Below are 19,229 nucleotides of genomic sequence, written 5' to 3' on the forward strand. Positions count from 1 at the left end.
CCTTCGTTCAGGCATGCCGAGCCTAGGCGAGGCACCGAGTGGTGGGGCAAAGCGCTTTTGGTTACTTTTGGCGCTCTTCCAAAAGTGACCCGCTGTAAGAGCGGAACCATAAGCCGCCGTTACGCAAAAACGGATATACACACCACCCCAAAAACCAACGCTAAAAAATCAGGACCCGAGAAGCTCAGCCTTGACCAACTTAGCCTGCTCATCCGCATGATACGAAGACCGCACCAACGGCCCCGAAGCCACGTTCTTGAAGCCCATCTTGTACCCTTCCTCAGCAAACCAGGCAAAGGTATCCGGGTGCACAAAACGCTGCACCGGCAGGTGACTACGCGAAGGCTGCAGGTACTGGCCCAAGGTCAGCATATCGATGTCATGCTCACGCATGCGCTTCATGACCTCGATAACTTCCTCATCAGTCTCACCCAGGCCCAGCATCAAGCCAGACTTGGTCGGAATGTGCGGCATCATCTGCTTGAAGCGTTGCAGCAAGGTCAACGACCACTGGTAGTCCGAACCCGGACGCGCGGCCTTGTACAGGCGCGGCACGGTTTCCAGATTGTGGTTGAACACATCCGGCGGCTCGGCCGCGGTGATTTCCAGGGCGATGTCCATGCGGCCACGGTAATCGGGCACCAGGGTTTCCAGCTGGACGTTCGGCGACAACTTGCGGATCTCGCGGATGCAGTCGGCAAAGTGCTGGGCACCGCCGTCACGCAGGTCGTCGCGGTCCACCGAGGTGATGACCACGTACTTGAGCTTCAGGTCGGCGATGGCGATGGCCAGGCTTTCCGGCTCGTTGGTGTCCAATGGCTTCGGACGGCCGTGGCCGACGTCACAGAATGGGCAGCGACGGGTGCAGATGTCGCCCATGATCATGAACGTGGCGGTGCCGCCGGAGAAGCACTCGCCCAGGTTCGGGCAGGAGGCCTCTTCGCAGACGCTGTGCAGCTTGTGCTTGCGCAGCAGGGCCTTGATCCGGTCGACTTCCGGGGACACCGGGATGCGCACGCGGATCCAGTCAGGCTTCTTCGGCAATTCGGTGGTCGGGATGATCTTGACCGGGATGCGTGCAACCTTCTCGGCGCCGCGCAGCTTGACGCCGGCCTCTACCTTGGCACGTGGGGCCGGACGCTCGGTGACGTCCTGCGTCGGGATAATGGTTTGCACTGCATCAGTAGTCATATCAGTCGATTCCGCCCGTGAGGGTCGTCTGCTCAGCATAGTCGAGGTGTTTGACGAGCTGCGCGCGCAGCCGGGCACTTACCTCGGCAAATTCAATCGATCCTGCATGCTCGCTCAACTGGGTCATCGCCAGCCCCGCGTAGCCACAGGGATTAATCCGTCGAAATGGCGCAAGGTCCATGTCCACGTTCAGCGCCAGGCCATGAAACGAACAGCCGTGGCGGATTCGCAATCCCAAGGAGGCGATTTTCGCCCCGTCGACATAGACACCCGGCGCATCCGGCTTGGCCGCCGCCGTCACACCGTAGCTGGCCAGCAGCTCGATCAGGCATGTCTCCATGCGGGTGACCAGCTCGCGCACGCCAAACCCCAGCTTGCGCACATCCAGCAACAGGTAGGCGACCAATTGGCCAGGGCCATGGTAGGTCACCTGCCCGCCCCGGTCGACCTTCACCACCGGGATATCCCCCGGCAGCAACAGGTGCTCGGCCTTGCCGGCCTGGCCCTGGGTGAACACCGGTGGGTGTTCCACCAGCCAGACTTCATCGTCGGCGGTGGTGCCGCGTTCGTTCGTGAAGCGTTGCATGGCATGCCAGACCGGCTCGTAAGCCATCGTGCCCAGCTCGCGAAAGCCCAGCGTGCCAGGCATCACAACACCATGTGCACGAAACCGGTCGCACGCAGCTCGCTGTTGATGTCGTAGAGCTGTTCCTGGCCGGTGGCAATGATGTGCAACTGGATCGTCGTGTACTTGCCGTTGGTACTCTGGCGCTCGGCCAGGGTCTTGTGGTCAACGGTGGCATGTTTTTCAAGGATCGCAATGATCCGGTCCTTGAAACCCACGCCGGTGTCGCCGATGACCTTGATCGGATAATCCTCGCAGGGGAATTCGATCTTTGGCGCTTTTACTTCAGAGTCTGTCATGGGGTAACGGCCTCGTAAGCCGTGGTAACGCACATGGCCCCGCTCCGGATGGGAACGAGGCCATGCAGGTCAACACTTCAATCAGTTGAACAAGCCGTAGAAGAATAGACGGATGCTATCCCACATGCGGCGGAAGATACCACCTTCCTCGACCGCGTCCAGAGCGATCAGGTCGGCGCTGTGCACCACTTTGTCGTCCAGTTTGACTTCGACTTTACCGATCACGTCGCCCTTGGCGATGGGAGCGGTCAGTTGCGGGTTCATGGTCATGCTGGCAGCGAGCTTCTTGAGCTGGCCTTTAGGCAAGGTCATGGTCAGGTCCTGGGCCAGGCCGGCCTTCACCTGATTGGTGGTGCCTTTCCAGACCTGGGCCTGGGCCAGTTCGGTGCCCTTCTGGTAGAAGGTCTGGGTTTCGAAGAAGCGGAAACCGTAGGTCAACAGTTTCTGGGTCTCGGCGGCACGGGCCACTTCGCTGTTGGTGCCGAAGACGACGGCGATCAGGCGCATGCCATCACGGACAGCCGAGGACACCATGCAGTAGCCAGCCTCGTCGGTGTGGCCGGTCTTCAGGCCATCGACGGTCTTGTCGCGCCACAGCAGCAGGTTGCGGTTAGGCTGCTTGATGCCGTTCCAGAAGAATTCCTTCTGGGAGTAGATGGCGTAGTGCGCCGGGTCTTCGTGAATGATCGCCCGTGCCAACAGCGCCATGTCGTGAGCCGACGAATAGTGCTCAGGGTTCGGCAGGCCGGTAGGGTTCATGAAGTGGCTGTTGGTCATGCCCAGGTCGGCCACGGTTTTGTTCATCATGTCGGCGAACGCATCTTCGCTGCCGGCGATGTGCTCGGCCAGGGCGACGCTGGCGTCGTTGCCGGACTGGATGATGATGCCGTGCAACAGGTCGCTGACGGTCACTTGCGAACCGACCTTGATGAACATCCGCGAACCGCCGGTCCGCCAGGCGTTTTCGCTGACGGTCACCGGATCGTTTTCACCGATCTGGCCGCGACGGATTTCCAGGGTGGCGATGTAGGCGGTCATCAGCTTGGTCAGGCTGGCCGGTGGCAGGCGCTGGTCACCGTTGTTCTCTACCAGGACCTCGCCGCTGCTGGCATCCATGAGCACAAAGGATTTGGCGGCCAATTGAGGAGGCGCAGGCATCATCTCGACCGCGAACGCGGCTGGGGAGAGAAGCAGCGGGACTAGCAGGCAAAGGCGTTTGGCAAAGGTGGTGATGTTCATCCGTCTCTCGAAATCGCTAATGGAACTGCCCGAAGGCAAAACTAAACAGGCAGCCTCTTAACGGGCCACCGCGTATTTAAGTTGCTCACTCACTACCCTTGCCGGGCTTTTGTTATGCATGGAGCCAACAACCTGACCCGCTCCAACCGCAAGCGGGCCTCAATCAATTACTCGGCGGTGACCAGGCTCGGCGAACCGAGATTGGCCAGGCGCACACTGTTCTGCACTTGCTGGACTTCACCCGGAGAACCGATCGGCCCCAGGCGCACCCGATGCAGTGTCTGCTGGTTGCGCACGATCGAGCTGATGAACACCGGGGCGCTCACCATCGAGCTGAGCTTCGACCTCAGCAGCTCGGCAGCGTCCGGGTTGGCGAACGCGCCCACTTGCAGAAACTGGCCAGACGCTGTTGCAGAAGCGTTTTTTTTTGCATCGAGCTGAACGGGCACTACGGCCGCCGCGTGCTGCTGCGGCGGTGGTGTCCACTGCTCGACCGTACCGGTGGACGCCGTCACGGTCGGCGCGGCATTTTGCGCCACTTTCGGCTCGTTGAGCATCAAAGGCGCCGGACGGCCGCGTTGGGCCCACCATTCCTGCGGGTCGATACCTTCGACCTTGACCCGGGCGGTGCCGATTTCAGCGTAACCAAGTTTTTTCGCCGCCGCATACGACAAGTCGATGATGCGGTCGGAATAGAACGGCCCACGGTCATTGACCCGCAGGATCACGCTCTTGTTGTTGTCCAGGTTGGTCACCCGCACATAGCTGGGCAGCGGCAAGGTCTTGTGGGCCGCGCTCATGCCATACAGGTCATACACTTCGCCGTTGGCGGTGTTCTGGCCGTGGAACTTGGTGCCATACCAGGACGCCGTGCCCGAGGCCACGTAGCGCTTGGACTCGGCCATCGGGAAATAGGTCTTGCCCAGCACCGTGTACGGGTTGGCCTTGTAGGGGCCGGTGTGCAGGGTTGGGGTGGCGTCGGGAATGCGCGAGACATCCACGTCCCACCACGGTGCGCCGTCCTTGTGGGCCCGGTTGATATCCAGGCCGGGCGTCGCGCGCACGGCGGTGGAGTTTTTCTGGGTCGGCGCGCGGCTGGTCGAACAACTGACGACCAACAACGACAGCGCGGCCAACGCCACGAGCTTGAGGGGCTTGGTTTTCAGGGGTTGATAGGTAGGCAATGCCCGCATTATTTGACGCCCCGTGCTTTGACCAGCTCTTCAGACAGTTGATATACGGCCATGGCGTACATCACGCTGCGGTTATAACGCGTAATCGCGTAAAAATTCTTCAGGCCCATCCAGTATTCGGGGCCTTGTTCGCCTTCCAGGCGTATCGCGGTGACTGGCATGTCGTCACGCAGCGCATCATGACTCGACCAGCCCAACGCCCGCAACTCCCCGACGGTTTTCGTCGGCTCGATGCCCTCGGTCAGGCCCTCGTCCACCTGCTCGCCACGCACCTCGGCCCGGCTGACCACCGGCTGGCCGGCTTCCCAGCCGTGGCGCTTGAAATAGCTGGCAACACTGCCGATGGCATCGGTCGGGTTGGTCCAGATATTGATGTGGCCGTCGTCGTCGAAGTCCACCGCGTAAGCGCGAAAACTGCTGGGCATGAATTGCGGCAGGCCCATGGCCCCGGCATAGGAACCCTTGAGGGTCAGCGGGTCGACCTGCTCTTCGCGGGCCAGCAGCAGGAACTCGCGCAACTCCTTGCGGAAGAATTCGGCGCGCGGCGGGTAGTCGAAACCCAGGGTCGACAGCGCGTCGATCACCCGAAAATTCCCGGTGTTGCGGCCAAAGAAGGTCTCGACGCCAATGATAGCCACAATGAACTGGGCCGGTACGCCGTATTCCTGCTCGGCACGGGCCAGGGCCGCCTCGTGCTGGCGCCAGAAATCCACGCCCCGGGCGATACGCGCCTCGGTGATGAACATCGGCCGGTACTCGCTCCACTGCTTGACCCGCTCGGCGGGCCGGGAGATGGCGTCAAGGATCGACTGCTTGCGCTCGGCCTCGCGAAACACCCCCATCAGCTGCTCACCGGCAAAACCGTAGTCGCGGGTCATCTCACCGACGAATTCGGCCACCTGCGGCGAACCTTCGTATTCGCCGGCCTGGGCATGCGGCGCACCGCCCAGGAAGCCGACCAGGCCGATCCACGGCGCATATCGCGTCGACCAGCCACGCATTGCTTGCATTGAACTCTTCACCTTATTCAAACCTGCGCGATCCACTTGCGATGCGTATGAATCGACATCAAGACCCCAAACGCTGACAGTAGTGTCACCAACGAAGTTCCTCCGTAGCTAATGAAAGGCAACGGCACCCCCACGACCGGCAACAGGCCACTGACCATACCGATGTTGACGAAAACATAAACAAAAAACGTCATGGTCAGGCTGCCTGCCAGCAACTTGCCGAACAACGTCTGGGCCTGGGCGGTGATCACCAGCCCCCGGCCGATCAGCAGCAAATAGATCAACAGCAGCACGCAGATGCCCACCAGGCCGAATTCCTCGCCCATCACGGCGATGATGAAGTCGGTGTGGCTTTCCGGCAAAAAGTCCAGGTGCGACTGGGTGCCCATCAGCCAGCCCTTGCCGAACACCCCGCCGGAGCCGATGGCGGCCTTGGACTGGATGATGTTCCAGCCGGTGCCCAGCGGATCGCTCTCCGGGTCGAGGAAGGTCAGGATTCGCTGTTTCTGGTAGTCGTGCATCACGAAGTACCACATGGCCACCGACACCGGCACTGCGATGGCGATGACGCTGAGGATCCAGCGCCAGCGCAACCCGCCCATGAACAGCACGAAGGCGCCGCCGGCCAGGATCAGCAGCGAAGTGCCGAGGTCCGGCTGGCGCACGATCAGGATGAACGGGATGCCGATCAACAACAGGCTGATGCACACATGCTTGAGCTGCGGCGGCAGGGTGCGCTTGGACAGGTACCAGGCGATGGTCGCCGGCATGATGATCTTGAGGAATTCCGAAGGCTGGAAACGGACCACCCCGGGAATGTTGATCCAGCGGGTGGCGCCCATGGCGTTGTGGCCCATCACGTCCACCACCACCAACAGGCCCACGCCGACCACATAGGCCAGCGGCACCCAACGAGCCATGAAACGCGGCTCGAGCTGGGCAATGACGATCATCGACACCAGGCCGATGCCGAACGAGGTGGCCTGCTTGGCCAGCAGGTCCCAGTTCTTGCCACTGGCCGAATACAGCACGAACAGGCTGCCTGCGGCCAGGGTCAGCAGCAGGATCAGCAACGGACCATCGATGTGCATGCGCTGCAACAAGGTGGCACGACGGCGCATCACATCTTCGCTGGAGAGGATACGGTCGAAATTATTCTTCACGGGCCGTAGCCTCCGCAGTGGTGGGGCTAGCGTATTCAGGCTTGAGCTGGCCGTGTTCGTCCAGCAGCCAGGCGTCCATGATCTGGCGCACCACCGGTGCGGCGACGCCGGAACCCGACTCACCGTTCTCGACCATCACCGCTACGACGATCTTCGGGTTGTCGGCCGGTGCAAAACCGACGAACAAGGCGTGGTCGCGGTGGCGTTCCTGGACCTTGGAGCGGTCGTACTTCTCGCCCTGCTTGATGGCGACGACCTGGGCCGTACCACTCTTGCCGGCAATCCGGTACTGCGCGCCGATGGCCGCCTTGCGGGCGGTGCCCCGGGCGCCGTGCATCACCTGCTGCATGCCGTTGTTGACCTTCTGCCAGTCCGACGGATTGCGCAGGATGATGTCCGGCATCGGGTCCGGGTCCACGGGTTTCTGGCCTTCGATGGTCTTGGCCAGGTGCGGGCGATACCACTTGCCCTTGCTCGCCACCAGCGCCGTGGCCTGGGCCAGTTGCAAGGGCGTGGCCTGCATGTAGCCCTGGCCGATCCCCAGGATCAGGGTTTCGCCGGGGAACCACGCCTGGCGCCGGGTCGCGCGCTTCCATTCCCGGGACGGCATCAGGCCGGGCGATTCTTCGAACATGTCCAGGGAGACTTTCTGACCCAGACCAAACTTGTTCATGTAGGACGACAGCCGATCGATCCCCAGCTTGTGGGCCAGATCATAGAAGTAGGTGTCGTTGGAACGCATGATGGCCGTTTCCAGGTCCACATAACCGTCGCCGGTGCGGTTCCAGTTGCGGTACTTGTGGTCGTAGTTGGGCAACATGTAATAGCCGGGGTCATAGACCCGGCTCGACGCGGTCACCACGCCGGAGTCCAGCCCGGCAATCGCCACGGCCGGCTTGATGGTCGACCCCGGTGGATAGAGGCCGCGCAGCACACGGTTGAACAGCGGCCGATCGATGGAATCGCGCAACTCGGCGTAGGCCTTGAAGCTGATGCCGGTGACGAACAGGTTCGGGTCGAAACTCGGCTGGCTGACCATCGCCAGCACCTCGCCGGTGTTCGGGTCCAGCGCCACCACCGCGCCGCGCCGTCCGCCCAGCGCCGCTTCGGCGGCCTCTTGCAGCTTGATGTCCAGGCTCAGGACGATGTCCTTGCCGGGAATCGGGTCGGTGCGCTTGAGCACTCGCAATACGCGGCCGCGAGCATTGGTTTCGACTTCCTCGTAACCCACCTGACCATGCAGCTCGGGCTCGTAGAAACGCTCGATGCCGGTCTTGCCGATATGGTGGGTGCCGCTGTAATTGACCGGATCGAGGGTCTTGAGCTCTTTCTCGTTGATCCGCCCCATGTAGCCGACCGAGTGGGCAAAGTGCGGCCCCTGGGGATAATGACGCACCAACTGCGCCACCACCTCGACGCCGGGCAGGCGGAACTGGTTCACGGCGATCAAGGCGATCTGCTCTTCGGTCAGCTCGAACAGGATCGGCACCGGCTCGAACGGACGTCGACCCTGGCGCATGCGCTTCTCGAAGATCGCCCGGTCCTCGGGCGTCAGTTGCAGCACTTCGACGATCACGTCGAGCACTTGCTGCCAGTCGCCGGAGCGCTCGCGGGTCATGCTCAGGCTGAAACTGGGCCGGTTATCCGCCACCACCACGCCATTGCGGTCGAAGATCAACCCGCGGGTCGGCGGAATCGGCTGCACATGCACCCGGTTGTTTTCCGACAGGGTCGAGTGGTACTCGTACTGGATCACCTGGAGGAAATACAAGCGCGCAATCAGCACGCAGATCAGCGTCACCACCGTAATAGCGCCGAACACGACGCGACCCCGCACCAGGCGGGCGTCTTTTTCGTGGTCCTTGATGCGGATCGGCTGGGGCATGGGGCAGGATTACTTGTGGTAAGGGTGCCCGGACAGAACTGTCCAGGCACGATACAGCTGTTCGCCGATCAGGATCCGCACCAACGGGTGTGGCAACGTCAACGGCGACAATGACCAGCGCTGATCGGCCCGGGCACAGACTTCCGGCGCCAGCCCTTCCGGGCCACCGACCATGAAATTGACCGTGCGCGAATCCAGCCGCCAGCGATCGAGCTCCACCGCCAGTTGCTCGGTGCTCCAGGGCTTGCCATGGACTTCGAGGGTGACAATGCGCTCGTTCGGCCCGACCTTGGCCAGCATGGCTTCGCCTTCCTGGCGGATGAAGCGCGCCACGTCGGCGTTCTTGCCACGGGTGTTGAGCGGAATTTCCACCAGTTCCAGGGCCAGCTCGGACGGAAGACGCTTGGCATATTCATGCCAGCCTTCTTCCACCCACTTGGGCATGCGAGAACCGACGGCGATCAGGCGCAGTCGCACAGCGGTCCCTTATTGCTGGTCTTTGTTGAGCTTGGTGAAGTGCTCATGGGGGTTTTCCGGGCTGTGGTGCGCGGCGCTGGCCGAACGGCTCTGCTCGGCACCGGCCCACAGGCGCTCCAGGTCGTAGAACTGGCGCGCCGAGGCAGTCATCATGTGCACGATGACATCGTCCATATCCAGCAGTACCCAGTCGCTGTCGCCCTTGCCTTCTTCACCCAGCGGCTTGACGCCCTGGGCCTTGACCGCTTCGCGGACCTTGTCCAGCATCGCGCCGATCTGGCGGTTGGAGGTACCGGTGGCGATGATCATGTAGTCCGTGATGCTCTGCTTTTCACGAACGTCGATCACCTGGATGTCCTGGGCCTTGACGTCTTCCAGGGCCGCCACGGCCACCTTGACCAGTTCTTCACCGGCCAGTACGACGCCGGTGTGGGCCTCTACTGGCAGCGGGGCGCTTTTGAACGTGCCTTTGCGCTTTACTTTGTTTACGTCTTTGTCAGTCATATAAAACTCGTTTTGCTCGTATGTTCGGGCGCTTCGCTACACGCATTCACGTGCCTTGAAGCACACCTTTTTCAGTTCGACGCACGGTAAAGCCCGTGCGCATCGATGTAGGCCAGGACCGCGTCGGGCACCAGGAAACGTACCGACTTACCGCTGGCCAGCAGTTGACGGATCTGGGTGGCGGATACCGCGAGCGGCGTCTGCCAGACGAATGCAATCTGTCCGCTCGGCCCTTTCAGGGCCAGCGGGTCGCTCACCGAGCGGGCCGCCAGCAGGTTGCGCAAGGCATCCGGCGGCTCGCTGTCGGCATCCGGGCGTTGCAGCACCAGGATGTGGCAATGCTGGAGCAACTCTTCCCAGCGATGCCAAGTGGGCAGGCCGCAAAATGCGTCCCAGCCCAGAAGCAGAAAAACCTGGGCATCAGCGGCCAGTTCGGCGCGCATCAGCTCCAGGGTATCAATGGTGTAGGACGGTTTGTCCCGCTGCAATTCGCGGGCGTCCACCACCAACGGTGCCACACCGGCCACCGCGCACTCGACCATCGCCAGGCGGTCCTGCGCCGGCACCTGCGGTGTATCCCGGTGAGGCGGCCGGGCGCTGGGCGTCAGGCGTAGCTCATCGAGGGCCAGGGCGTCGGCGACTTCCAGCGCACCGCGCAAATGGCCGATGTGCACCGGGTCGAACGTGCCGCCCAGGATACCGATGCGCCGGGGCGGGGTTGTCGTCGTCACAGCAGCTGGCGGGTCGAGATCGCCCAAGTCAGACCGACTCCTGTCCGCGCAACTGGCCGTCACCGACCACGATGTACTTCTCGCAGGTCAGGCCTTCGAGGCCCACCGGGCCACGGGCGTGCAGCTTATCAGTAGAAATGCCGATCTCGGCACCCAATCCGTATTCAAAGCCATCGGCGAAGCAGGTCGGGGTGTTGATCATCACCGACGCCGAATCCACTTCGGCCACGAAGCGCCGGGTTTCCCCCAGGTTTTCACTGACAATGGAGTCGGTGTGGTGGGAGCCATGGCGGTTGATGTGCTCGATGGCCTCCTCCAGCCCGTCGACCACGCGGATCGACAGGATCGGCGCCAGGTATTCGGTGTCCCAGTCTTCTTGCGTGGCCGCAACGGCCTCGATGATCGCCCGGGTGCGCTCGCAACCGCGCAGCTCGACGCCTTTTTCGCGGAACTGGGCAGCCATCGACGGCAGGAAGTCCTTGGCCACGGCCTGGTCCACCAGCAAGGTTTCCATCGCGCCGCAGATACCGTAGCGGTAGGTCTTGGCGTTGAAGGCGATGCGCTGGGCCTTCGGCAGTTCGGCGTGGGCGCTGACGTAGACGTGGCAGATGCCGTCCAGGTGCTTGATCACCGGCACGCGGGCGTCGCGGCTGACCCGTTCGATCAGGCCCTTGCCGCCACGCGGCACGATGACATCGACGAACTCGGGCATGGTGATCAATGCGCCGACTGCGGCGCGGTCAGTGGTTTCCACCACTTGCACCACGGCCGCCGGCAGATCGGCCTCGGCCAGGCCGCGCTGGATGCAGGCGGCAATGGCACGGTTGGAATGGATGGCCTCGGAGCCGCCACGCAGGATGGTCGCGTTACCCGACTTCAGGCACAGGCTGGCGGCGTCGATGGTCACGTTCGGCCGCGACTCGTAGATGATCCCGACCACGCCCAGGGGCACGCGCATCTTGCCGACCTGGATGCCCGACGGCCGGTAGCTCATGTCGCGGATCGCCCCGACCGGGTCCGGCAGGGCCGCGACCTGGCGCAGACCGACGATCATGCCGTCGATGCGTGCAGGGGTCAGCGCCAGGCGCTCGAGCATGGCCGGTTCCAGACCATTGGCCCGGCCAGCGGCCAGGTCCAGCTCGTTGGCAGCGGACAACTCGGCACGCGCGGCGTCCAGCGCATTGGCGGCGGCCTGCAGGGCGCGGTTTTTCTGCGCGGTGCTGGCCCGGCCGATGATGCGCGACGCTGCACGAGCGGCGCGACCCAGGCGGGTCATGTAGTCAAGAACGGACTCAGTCATGGTCTGTGTGGTCTTGGCGATGAGGAAAGCGGCAGATTATAGCTGTCGTAACCCTCGACTAACAGCATGGACTCACAGTGGTGACCGGCGGAGGAGCAAAACAGCCGTAAACAGCCGGTTGAAGCGACTGTTCAGCGGTGATTAAGCTTTCCATTGCTATCATCGCGCTTCCTTTGGCCTCACTTCGTTTATCGCCATGACCGATTTGCCATCGCCCAACGCCCTGCCCCACGCTTTTTTCGATCGCGACGCCCAGGTGCTTGCCAAGGACCTGCTGGGCAAGGTCATCCGTCACAAGGTCGGTGAGCTGTGGCTCGGCGCGCGGATCATCGAGACCGAGGCGTATTACTTCGCCGAAAAAGGCAGCCATGCCTCGCTGGGCTACACAGAAAAACGTAAGGCTTTGTTTCTGGATGGCGGGCACATCTATATGTACTACGCCCGGGGCGGCGATTCGTTGAACTTCAGCGCCCAGGGCCCCGGCAATGCAGTGCTGATCAAATCGGCGTACCCGTGGGTCGACGCCCTTTCCGGGCCGGCGAGCCTGGCGCAGATGCTGCTCAACAACCCCGACGCCCAAGGCCGACCGCGCACACCGCAGAAACTCTGTGCCGGCCAGACCCTGCTGTGCAAAGCCCTGGGGCTGAAAGTGCCGGACTGGGACGCCAAACGCTTCGACCCCGAGCGCTTGCTGGTGGAAGATGTCGGCGTGCCGACGGTCAATGCGATCCAGACCACCCGCCTGGGCATTCCCCAGGGACGGGACGAGCACCTGCCCTACCGCTTCGTCGATGCCGCCTATGCCCCGTGGTGCACCCGCAACCCTTTGCGGCGCGGACAGGTCGAAGGGCGTGATTATTTTTTGTTGTCCTGATGAAATACCGCATCCCCCTGTGGGAGCCGGCTTGTGGGAGCAAGGCTTGCCCGCGATGCAGGCGACACGGATCAACAGTAAGGTCGCGTCATCGTTCGTCGCGAGCAAGCTTTGCTCCCACAAGCGCTCCCCACAGTAAAAACTGCATGCCCATCACTATTCAATGGAGTTGTATTTATGGGCCCATGGCTCGATAGCATCACCAGCTGGTTGACCGTCAACCCGCAATGGCTGGCGGTGGCGGTGTTCATCGTCGCCTGCGTGGAGTGCCTGGCCATCGCCGGCCTGATCGTGCCGGGTACGGTGCTGTTGTTTGCGATTGCCGTGCTGGCCGGCAGCGGCGCGTTGTCCTTGGGCGAGACGTTGTTGCTGGGCCTGCTTGGCGGGCTGCTCGGGGACCTGGTGTCGTACTTCCTCGGCCGGCATTTCCACCAGAACATCCGGCGCCTGCCGGGGTTGCGGCATCACCCGGAATGGATGAGCGCGGCGGAAAGTTATTTCCAGCGCTACGGCATCGCCAGCCTGCTGGTGGGTCGTTTTATCGGCCCGCTACGGCCCATGTTGCCGATGGTGGCCGGGATGTGCGACATGCCGTTCCCACGCTTCGCCGCCGTCAGCGTGTTGGCTGCAGCGGGCTGGACCGTGGCGTACCTGCTGCCGGGCTGGGCCACCGGGGCGGCGTTTCGCCTGCCACTGCCTGAAGGTTTCTGGCCACAGGCCGGCGTGGTCATCGGCAGCATCGCGGTGATGATCGGGCTGAGCGTCAACAGCAGCATGCGTCGCCATCGCCATGCCACGGCACTGATCGCAGGCCTGGGCCTGGTGATCCTGATCGGCCTGTTCATCGGCTTTCGTTACCTGACGGCGTTCGACCAAGGCTTGATGGCCCTGGTCCAGGAGCATCGCAGCCCGACGCTGGATGAAATCGCCGTGACCTTCACGCTGATCGGCGAATTCCGCTACATGCTGATTGTCTGCAGCCTGGTGACCGGGTTATTGCTGTTGGCACGGCAATGGCGCCAGGCGATCTTTGCCGGTGGCACGATGCTGCTTACCTCCCTGGCCAATACCGGCAGCAAACACTTCTTTGCCCGTGTGCGCCCGGAAATCCTCACCGACCCGCTGACCAGCTACAGCATGCCCAGCGGCCACTCCTCCGGGGCCTTCGCGCTGTTCCTGACCCTCGCCGTCCTGGCCGGTCGCGGCCAACCGCCACGCCTGCGCCTGACCTGGCTGTTGCTGGGCTGCCTGCCGGCGCTGGCCATCGCCCTGTCGCGGGTCTACCTGGGGGCGCACTGGCCGAGCGACATCGTCGCCGGGGCGATGCTCGCCGCCAGCATCTGTGCGGCCGCCCTGTGGTTGAGCCAGCGCCAGAGCCCGCTACCGGCCATGCCGCCGAAAGTCTGGTGGCTGGTCCTGCCGGCGCTGGTGGCGGTGTTCAGCTTCTTCGCGCTGCGGCACTTGCCGCATGCGATGTTGCGGTATGCCTACTGATGTCAGAGACGCTGCACTCCACCTGTGGGAGCGAGCCTGCTCGCGAAGGCGGCGGCACACTCAACATTGATGCAAGCTGACCCACCGCTTTCGCGAGCAGGCTCGCTCCCACAGAGGTCCGCATTGATCTACCAAAATCAGCGTGTCAGGCGAACAGTTCGCCCTGCAACTCATCGAGCAACGCCTGGATCGCATCCAGGCGCTGTTGCGGGTCGTCGAGTTGCAGCAGGTCGATCTTGTCCAGCTCATTGAACGGCAACAGGTAGGCCAGTTGATTGGCCAGCGATTGCTGGCCCGTCGCTTCGGTGCCCATGTTCAGCGCCTCGACCATCGGGTGCTCGGCCAGGGCCTTGAGCAGCGCCACCAGATCGGCGTCTTCCTCTTGCAGCGGTTGCTCCGGTTCCTCTTCCAGCCACTCGACTTCAGCGACCGTCAGTTGATCCGCCTGGACGCTGCTGCCATGGACGATAAAGCGCCGCCCGCCCTGCACGCGAATGCCCAGCAGACCATTGTCCTGCTGGGAAAAGTCGGTGATGCGCGCTTCGCAACCGACCCGCGCGTAGCCCTCAGGCGCGATGCCGACTTCCTCGCCATCGAGGATGCACACCACGCCGAAGCCTTCGCCCTTTTTCATGCAGCGCCCGATCATGTCGAGGTAACGCGCCTCGAATATCTGCAAGTCGAGGATGCAACCGGGGAACAGCACGGTGTTCAACGGGAAAAGCGGCAAGCTCATAACCAATTCCTTAAACCGTCATCGACACCACCAACGGCAGCAACACCGCCGTGGCCACGCCCATCAGACTCATCGCCAGCGCCGCAAAGGCGCCGGTCTCCTCGCTTTCCTGCAACGCCACCGACGTGCCCACCGCATGGGCCGCCAGCCCCAGAGCCATGCCCCGGGCTTCAGGGCTATGGACACCCAACCGGGTCAAAATGCTCGGGCCGAGAATCGCCCCGAGCACACCGGTGATCAACACGAACACCGCCGCCATCGCCGCCACACCGCCGATCTGCTCGGCCACCAGCATGGCGATCGGCGAGGTCACGGACTTGGGCGCCATGGTCATCAGAATCATGTGCTCGGCGCCGAAAGCCCAGCCCAACACCACCGCAGAGCCCGTGGCAAACACCCCGGCTATCACCAGCGTAGTAAAAATCGGCCAGAACAACTGCCGGATCCGTCGCAAGTTCAAATACAACGGCACCGCCAGGGCGACCGTGGCCGGGCCCAGCAGGATGCTGAGGATCTCGGTGCTCTTGCGGTATTCGGCATAGTCGATGCCGCAACCGACCAGCACGCCGATCAACAGCACCATCGACATCAGCACCGGTTGCAGGAACACCCAGCGAGTCTTTTCGAACGCCGCCAGCACCAGCTGATAGGCGCCCAAGGTAATGCCGATGCCGAACAGCGGATGGTGGATCACCGAGGTCCAGGCCCCTTGCCAGTCGAGCATCATTGGCTGTCCTCCGGGGCGGCGATGTGACGCCGGGCCAGGCGCTGCATCAGCACCCCTGTCAACGCCACGGACAGCACCAGCGACAAGGTCAACGCACCGACGATGGCCCAGAAATCGGCGGCAATCGCCCGGGCATAGACCATCACCCCCACGGCGGGCGGCACCAGCAGCAACGGCAGGTAACGCAGCAGGCTGCCGGCCGCCAGGTTCAACGGCTCGCTGACTTCGCCGCGCACCACCAGATAACCCAGCAGCAACAGCAGGCCAATGATCGGCCCCGGCAACACCGGCAAGAACAAATGATTGATCGCAGTGCCCAGCAATTGAAACAGCACCAGCCAGGTCAGGCCCCGTAGCAACATCCGCTCTCTCCCCTCACAAACACCCATGAACCCCGTCCCGTAGAAACTGCCTGTAGGAGCTGTCGAGTGCAACGAGGCTGCGATCTTTCCCCAGACACTTGAGTCTCAAGCGAAAGATCAAGATCAAGATCAAAAGATCGCAGCCTTCGGCAGCTCCTACAGGGAGTAACCAGACGACACATTTAAACACGCCCGCGCTATGGGTCGGCATTCGTAAAAAGCATGTTCGGTGACCTTACTTGCGCGCCATGTTGATCTACAGTGGTTCTCCGGGGATGCCGATCCCCGTTCCATAAAAAGTAAAACAGATGAACCCAAGGAGAGTCTCAATGCCCTACGTTCCCGTTGCAGCGCTCAAAGATTATGTCGGCAAGGAACTCGGACGTTCCGAATGGCTCACCATCGATCAGGAACGCATCAACCTGTTCGCCGAAGCCACTGGCGACTTTCAGTTCATCCACGTCGATCCGGTCAAGGCCGCGCAGACCCCGTTTGGCAGCACCATCGCCCACGGTTTCCTGTCGCTGTCGCTGATGCCCAAGCTGATGGAAGACATCCTGATCCTGCCCGAGGGTGTGAAGATGGTCGTCAACTACGGGCTGGACAGCGTACGCTTCATCCAACCGGTGAAGGTCGATTCCAAGGTCCGGCTCAAGGTCGACCTGGTGGAAGTCACCGAGAAAAAACCTGGCCAATGGCTGCTCAAGGCCACCGCCACGCTGGAGATCGAAGGTTCGGAAAAACCGGCCTACATCGCCGAGCCGCTGTCGCTCTGCTTCGTGTAAACCTGCGCGGTCGCGAAACCGCTCAGGCAGTTTCGCATCGCTTCCCTATGTTCAACGCGCATAGCTGCGGCATACTCGTGGCCTGATGACCTGGATCCCGTTATGCGCTTATTCGTCCCACTGACCCTGACCCTGCTGCTCACCGCCTGTGGCAACGGCGAATCGCCGCTGCCTCCCGACGCGCGCCTGCCCGACGGCGGTCGCTATCGCGGCGACCTGGTGGACGGACTGCTGCAAGGCCAGGGGCGCATCGATTACCCCAATGGCAGCTGGTACGCCGGGCAGTTCGACAAAGGCCAGTGGCACGGCAAAGGGGAATGGCATGGCAGCAATGGCGAGGTCTATCGCGGCCAGTTCCAGCAGGGCCTGTTCCACGGCCAGGGCAGCCTGACCACACCGACCAGCAGCTACACCGGCGGCTTCAAGCTGGGGCGGCGCGACGGTGAAGGGACGCTCAAGGAAAACGGCATGACCTACCGGGGCGAGTTCAAGGCCGACCGCTACTCCGGCCTCGGACGCCTGGAACTCGACGACGGCAGCCAGTACCAAGGCCCCTTCACCAACGGCAAGCCCAACGGTGAAGGCCAGCGCTTCGATGCCAGCGGCAACCAGTTCACCGGCAATTTTGTCGATGGACAACTGCAGGGCAAGGGCACCTTCAACAGTGCCGATGGCGATGTCTACATCGGCGGCTTCAAGAACAACCAGCTCAACGGTCGCGGTCGCTACGAAAATGCCGACGGCGATGTCTGGATCGGCCAATTCAAGGATGGCGCGCTGACCGGCAAGGGCGAACTGATCGGCGCCGACGGCAGCCACTATCTCGGTCAATTCAATGATTGGCGCTTTACCGGCGAGGGTCGCCTGAACCTGCCCGACGGCAGCTTTTACGTCGGCCAGTTCGAAAGCGACAGTTACCACGGACGCGGCACCCTGGCGCTGACCGACGGCACCGTGCAAAGCGGCACCTGGGACAACGGCCAACGGGTGCGCGACGCGGACGGCAGGCTGCTGCCGGATGTACTCGAACTCGGCCTGCTGGCCCAGGGTCGCCTACTGGACGATGCCCTGGCCAACATCCCGGCCTCGACCCCGGCGGTGGAGCTGTACAGCCTGACCCTGGGCGGCGATGGCAAGCAAAGCGTGTTCCTGCGCGAGTCCGATTATGTCGCCAACATGCTCACCAGCCGTTTCGGCGCGTTCGGGCAGATCCGCCTGGTCAACCACCGCGATCACCTCGGCGACCGGCCCATGGCCAGCCGCGAAAGCCTGCGCCGCGCCGCCGCGACCCTGGCCGAACGCAGTGGCCCGGAAGACCTGATTTTCATCTACCTGACCAGCCACGGCACCAGCGAGCATGAGCTGGTGCTCGACCAGCCGCGCATGGAACTGGCCGACCTGCCCGCCGATGAACTGGCCGTGGTCCTGGCGCCACTGAAGAACCGCGACAAGATCGTAGTGATCTCGGCCTGTTATTCCGGCGGTTTCATCCCGGCGCTCAAGGACGAACGTACCCTGATCATGACCGCCTCCCGGGGCGACCGGGTGTCCTTCGGCTGCTCCGAGGAAGCCAACTTCACCTATTTCGGCGATGCGCTGTTCGCCCAGGCGTTGAACCAGACCGACGACCTGGAGCAGGCTTTCAAACGGGCCAAGGCCACCGTTGCCGAACGCGAACAGGCCGACAACTTCGAAGCGTCCGAACCGCAGATGTGGGCGCCGAGGACGGTCCTTTCCCACTGGCAACTGCTGCGCAAACAGCAGGCACGTAAAGCATTGCAAAGTGCTGCATTGAACGACGAGGCCACAAAGAGCAACTAAGCTGAACCGTATCAAGGGGGGAACACTATGTACTTGACGCCTCAGCATGTTTTGCTCGCCGGTGCTACCGGGTTGACCGGGGAACACCTGTTGGACCGGCTGCTCAACGAGCCGACCATCACCCGGGTCCTGGCCCCCACGCGCCGGCCGTTGGCCGAGCACACGCACCTGGAAAATCCAGTCGGGGAACCGGCGCAGGTATTGCCCAATCTCAGCGGACAAGTCGATATCGCCTTCTGCTGCCTCGGCACAACCATCAAGAAAGCCGGCTCTGAAGCAGCCTTCCGCGCGATTGACCTGGACCTGGTCGTGGCGTTTGCCAAGCGCGCCCGGGAGTTGGGCGCACGACACCTGGTGGTGATCAGCGCACTGGGGGCCGACGCCAAGTCATCGATCTTCTACAACCGGGTCAAAGGTGAAATGGAGGCGGCACTCAAGGCCCAGGGCTGGCCGCAACTGACCATTTGCCGGCCTTCCCTGCTGCTGGGCGACCGCGTCGAGCCGCGCCTGGCCGAGCAACTGGCCGGGCCCTTGTCGAAGCTGATCCCAGGCAAGTACCACGGCATCGAAGCCTGCCAACTGGCCCGCGCCATGTGGCGTCTGGCGCTGGAAGAGCAGGATGGGGTGCGGGTGGTGGAGTCGGATGAGTTGCGCAAGCTCGGTAAATGATTGCGGCGTCTGAGCGGGCGCCCTGTAGGAGCTGCCGAAGGCTGCGATCTTTTGATCTTTCGATCTTTCGCTTGTGACTCAAGTGGCTGGGGAAAGATCGCAGCCTCGTTGCACTCGACAGCTCCTACACAGCTCCTACACAGC

20 protein-coding genes are annotated in these 19,229 nt (G+C 62.7%); 5 read left to right on the top strand and 15 right to left on the bottom strand.

Annotated elements, in window-relative coordinates:
* Nucleotides 1-168: 168 nt before the first annotated feature.
* The 12 genes from lipA to ASC85_RS28225 all read right to left on the bottom strand — a co-directional run bounded on the left by lipA (nt 169) and on the right by ASC85_RS28225 (nt 11,617).
* Nucleotides 169-1,191: a lipoyl synthase gene (lipA, locus tag ASC85_RS28170; protein ID WP_003205886.1), complete on the bottom strand. Its 1,023-nt coding sequence runs from the start codon at nt 1,189-1,191 to the stop codon at nt 169-171.
* Nucleotide 1,192: 1 nt separating this feature from the next.
* A complete protein-coding gene (gene lipB, locus ASC85_RS28175; RefSeq protein WP_003205887.1) occupies nt 1,193-1,840 on the bottom strand; it encodes a lipoyl(octanoyl) transferase LipB in 648 nt (215 codons plus the stop codon).
* A complete protein-coding gene (locus ASC85_RS28180) occupies nt 1,840-2,115 on the bottom strand; it encodes a DUF493 domain-containing protein (protein ID WP_014340373.1) in 276 nt (91 codons plus the stop codon). Before ASC85_RS28180 ends, lipB begins: the two co-directional genes overlap by 1 nt.
* 81 nt (nt 2,116-2,196) lie before the next feature.
* Nucleotides 2,197-3,354 carry a D-alanyl-D-alanine carboxypeptidase family protein gene (locus ASC85_RS28185; RefSeq protein ID WP_057452252.1) on the bottom strand — a complete coding sequence of 386 codons (1,158 nt, stop codon included), beginning with the start codon at nt 3,352-3,354 and terminating at the stop codon, nt 2,197-2,199.
* 167 nt (nt 3,355-3,521) lie between these two features.
* On the bottom strand, nt 3,522-4,547 hold the full coding sequence (locus tag ASC85_RS28190; protein ID WP_057452253.1) for a septal ring lytic transglycosylase RlpA family protein: 1,026 nt from the start codon (nt 4,545-4,547) through the stop codon (nt 3,522-3,524).
* Nucleotides 4,547-5,557 (bottom strand): lytic murein transglycosylase B, encoded by a 1,011-nt coding sequence (mltB, locus tag ASC85_RS28195; RefSeq protein WP_057452254.1) that lies wholly within the window; start codon nt 5,555-5,557, stop codon nt 4,547-4,549. Before mltB ends, ASC85_RS28190 begins: the two co-directional genes overlap by 1 nt.
* A 17-nt stretch (nt 5,558-5,574) precedes the next feature.
* On the bottom strand, nt 5,575-6,678 hold the full coding sequence (gene rodA / locus ASC85_RS28200; protein ID WP_057452340.1) for a rod shape-determining protein RodA: 1,104 nt from the start codon (nt 6,676-6,678) through the stop codon (nt 5,575-5,577).
* Between the two features lie 31 nt (nt 6,679-6,709).
* Nucleotides 6,710-8,605: a penicillin-binding protein 2 gene (mrdA, locus tag ASC85_RS28205; RefSeq protein WP_057452255.1), complete on the bottom strand. Its 1,896-nt coding sequence runs from the start codon at nt 8,603-8,605 to the stop codon at nt 6,710-6,712.
* A gap of 9 nt (nt 8,606-8,614) precedes the next feature.
* Complete coding sequence (gene rlmH / locus ASC85_RS28210; protein ID WP_003185785.1) at nt 8,615-9,082, bottom strand: 23S rRNA (pseudouridine(1915)-N(3))-methyltransferase RlmH; 468 nt, start codon at nt 9,080-9,082, stop codon at nt 8,615-8,617.
* Between the two features lie 9 nt (nt 9,083-9,091).
* Complete coding sequence (gene rsfS / locus ASC85_RS28215) at nt 9,092-9,586, bottom strand: ribosome silencing factor (protein WP_003205895.1); 495 nt, start codon at nt 9,584-9,586, stop codon at nt 9,092-9,094.
* A gap of 71 nt (nt 9,587-9,657) precedes the next feature.
* Nucleotides 9,658-10,344, bottom strand: coding sequence for a nicotinate-nucleotide adenylyltransferase (gene nadD / locus ASC85_RS28220; protein ID WP_057452256.1), 687 nt, complete (start codon nt 10,342-10,344; stop codon nt 9,658-9,660).
* Nucleotide 10,345: 1 nt separating this feature from the next.
* Nucleotides 10,346-11,617, bottom strand: coding sequence for a glutamate-5-semialdehyde dehydrogenase (locus ASC85_RS28225; protein WP_053189916.1), 1,272 nt, complete (start codon nt 11,615-11,617; stop codon nt 10,346-10,348).
* A gap of 196 nt (nt 11,618-11,813) precedes the next feature.
* On the opposite strand from ASC85_RS28225, the gene ASC85_RS28230 reads away from it, so the two are divergent.
* Together ASC85_RS28230 and ASC85_RS28235 are read left to right on the top strand one after the other, a co-directional pair.
* Nucleotides 11,814-12,491, top strand: a complete 678-nt coding sequence (locus ASC85_RS28230) for a DNA-3-methyladenine glycosylase (protein ID WP_057452257.1) — start codon at nt 11,814-11,816, stop codon at nt 12,489-12,491.
* A 177-nt stretch (nt 12,492-12,668) separates the two neighbouring features.
* Nucleotides 12,669-13,985 (top strand): bifunctional DedA family/phosphatase PAP2 family protein, encoded by a 1,317-nt coding sequence (locus tag ASC85_RS28235; RefSeq protein WP_057452258.1) that lies wholly within the window; start codon nt 12,669-12,671, stop codon nt 13,983-13,985.
* Nucleotides 13,986-14,130: 145 nt separating this feature from the next.
* Here ASC85_RS28235 and ASC85_RS28240 read toward each other — a convergent pair whose 3' ends face one another.
* Genes ASC85_RS28240 through ASC85_RS28250 form a run of 3 tightly spaced genes read right to left on the bottom strand, consistent with a single transcriptional unit; the run spans nt 14,131 to nt 15,810 of the window.
* A complete protein-coding gene (locus tag ASC85_RS28240; RefSeq protein WP_014340384.1) occupies nt 14,131-14,721 on the bottom strand; it encodes an LON peptidase substrate-binding domain-containing protein in 591 nt (196 codons plus the stop codon).
* 10 nt (nt 14,722-14,731) lie between these two features.
* On the bottom strand, nt 14,732-15,448 hold the full coding sequence (locus ASC85_RS28245) for an LrgB family protein (RefSeq protein WP_057452259.1): 717 nt from the start codon (nt 15,446-15,448) through the stop codon (nt 14,732-14,734).
* The gene (locus tag ASC85_RS28250) at nt 15,445-15,810 is read right to left on the bottom strand and encodes a CidA/LrgA family protein (RefSeq protein ID WP_057452260.1); all 366 of its coding nucleotides are present in this window, start codon (nt 15,808-15,810) and stop codon (nt 15,445-15,447) included. The genes ASC85_RS28245 and ASC85_RS28250 overlap by 4 nt, the downstream gene beginning before the upstream one ends.
* A gap of 329 nt (nt 15,811-16,139) precedes the next feature.
* Here ASC85_RS28250 and ASC85_RS28255 point away from each other — a divergent pair, with 329 nt between their 5' ends.
* The 3 genes from ASC85_RS28255 to ASC85_RS28265 all read left to right on the top strand — a co-directional run bounded on the left by ASC85_RS28255 (nt 16,140) and on the right by ASC85_RS28265 (nt 19,085).
* Nucleotides 16,140-16,595, top strand: coding sequence for a MaoC family dehydratase (locus ASC85_RS28255; protein WP_003205908.1), 456 nt, complete (start codon nt 16,140-16,142; stop codon nt 16,593-16,595).
* A 102-nt stretch (nt 16,596-16,697) separates the two neighbouring features.
* Complete coding sequence (locus tag ASC85_RS28260; RefSeq protein WP_057452261.1) at nt 16,698-18,416, top strand: C13 family peptidase; 1,719 nt, start codon at nt 16,698-16,700, stop codon at nt 18,414-18,416.
* A gap of 27 nt (nt 18,417-18,443) precedes the next feature.
* Nucleotides 18,444-19,085 carry an oxidoreductase gene (locus ASC85_RS28265; RefSeq protein ID WP_057452262.1) on the top strand — a complete coding sequence of 214 codons (642 nt, stop codon included), beginning with the start codon at nt 18,444-18,446 and terminating at the stop codon, nt 19,083-19,085.
* Nucleotides 19,086-19,229 lie beyond the last annotated feature (144 nt).

The sequence above is a fragment of the Pseudomonas sp. Root401 genome, assembly GCF_001425105.1.
GTDB classification, from domain to species: Bacteria; Pseudomonadota; Gammaproteobacteria; order Pseudomonadales; family Pseudomonadaceae; genus Aquipseudomonas; species Aquipseudomonas brassicacearum.

Coding starts and splice junctions, on each gene's coding strand:
- lipA (WP_003205886.1), bottom strand. CDS start 1,191: ATGACTACTGATGCAGTGCAAACCATTATCCCGACGCAGGACGTCACC.
- lipB (WP_003205887.1), bottom strand. CDS start 1,840: ATGCCTGGCACGCTGGGCTTTCGCGAGCTGGGCACGATGGCTTACGAG.
- ASC85_RS28180 (WP_014340373.1), bottom strand. CDS start 2,115: ATGACAGACTCTGAAGTAAAAGCGCCAAAGATCGAATTCCCCTGCGAG.
- ASC85_RS28185 (WP_057452252.1), bottom strand. CDS start 3,354: ATGAACATCACCACCTTTGCCAAACGCCTTTGCCTGCTAGTCCCGCTG.
- ASC85_RS28190 (WP_057452253.1), bottom strand. CDS start 4,547: ATGCGGGCATTGCCTACCTATCAACCCCTGAAAACCAAGCCCCTCAAG.
- mltB (WP_057452254.1), bottom strand. CDS start 5,557: ATGCAAGCAATGCGTGGCTGGTCGACGCGATATGCGCCGTGGATCGGC.
- rodA (WP_057452340.1), bottom strand. CDS start 6,678: ATGCGCCGTCGTGCCACCTTGTTGCAGCGCATGCACATCGATGGTCCG.
- mrdA (WP_057452255.1), bottom strand. CDS start 8,605: ATGCCCCAGCCGATCCGCATCAAGGACCACGAAAAAGACGCCCGCCTG.
- rsfS (WP_003205895.1), bottom strand. CDS start 9,586: ATGACTGACAAAGACGTAAACAAAGTAAAGCGCAAAGGCACGTTCAAA.
- ASC85_RS28225 (WP_053189916.1), bottom strand. CDS start 11,617: ATGACTGAGTCCGTTCTTGACTACATGACCCGCCTGGGTCGCGCCGCT.
- ASC85_RS28230 (WP_057452257.1), top strand. CDS start 11,814: ATGACCGATTTGCCATCGCCCAACGCCCTGCCCCACGCTTTTTTCGAT.
- ASC85_RS28235 (WP_057452258.1), top strand. CDS start 12,669: ATGGGCCCATGGCTCGATAGCATCACCAGCTGGTTGACCGTCAACCCG.
- ASC85_RS28240 (WP_014340384.1), bottom strand. CDS start 14,721: ATGAGCTTGCCGCTTTTCCCGTTGAACACCGTGCTGTTCCCCGGTTGC.
- ASC85_RS28245 (WP_057452259.1), bottom strand. CDS start 15,448: ATGATGCTCGACTGGCAAGGGGCCTGGACCTCGGTGATCCACCATCCG.
- ASC85_RS28250 (WP_057452260.1), bottom strand. CDS start 15,810: ATGTTGCTACGGGGCCTGACCTGGCTGGTGCTGTTTCAATTGCTGGGC.
- ASC85_RS28255 (WP_003205908.1), top strand. CDS start 16,140: ATGCCCTACGTTCCCGTTGCAGCGCTCAAAGATTATGTCGGCAAGGAA.
- ASC85_RS28260 (WP_057452261.1), top strand. CDS start 16,698: ATGCGCTTATTCGTCCCACTGACCCTGACCCTGCTGCTCACCGCCTGT.
- ASC85_RS28265 (WP_057452262.1), top strand. CDS start 18,444: ATGTACTTGACGCCTCAGCATGTTTTGCTCGCCGGTGCTACCGGGTTG.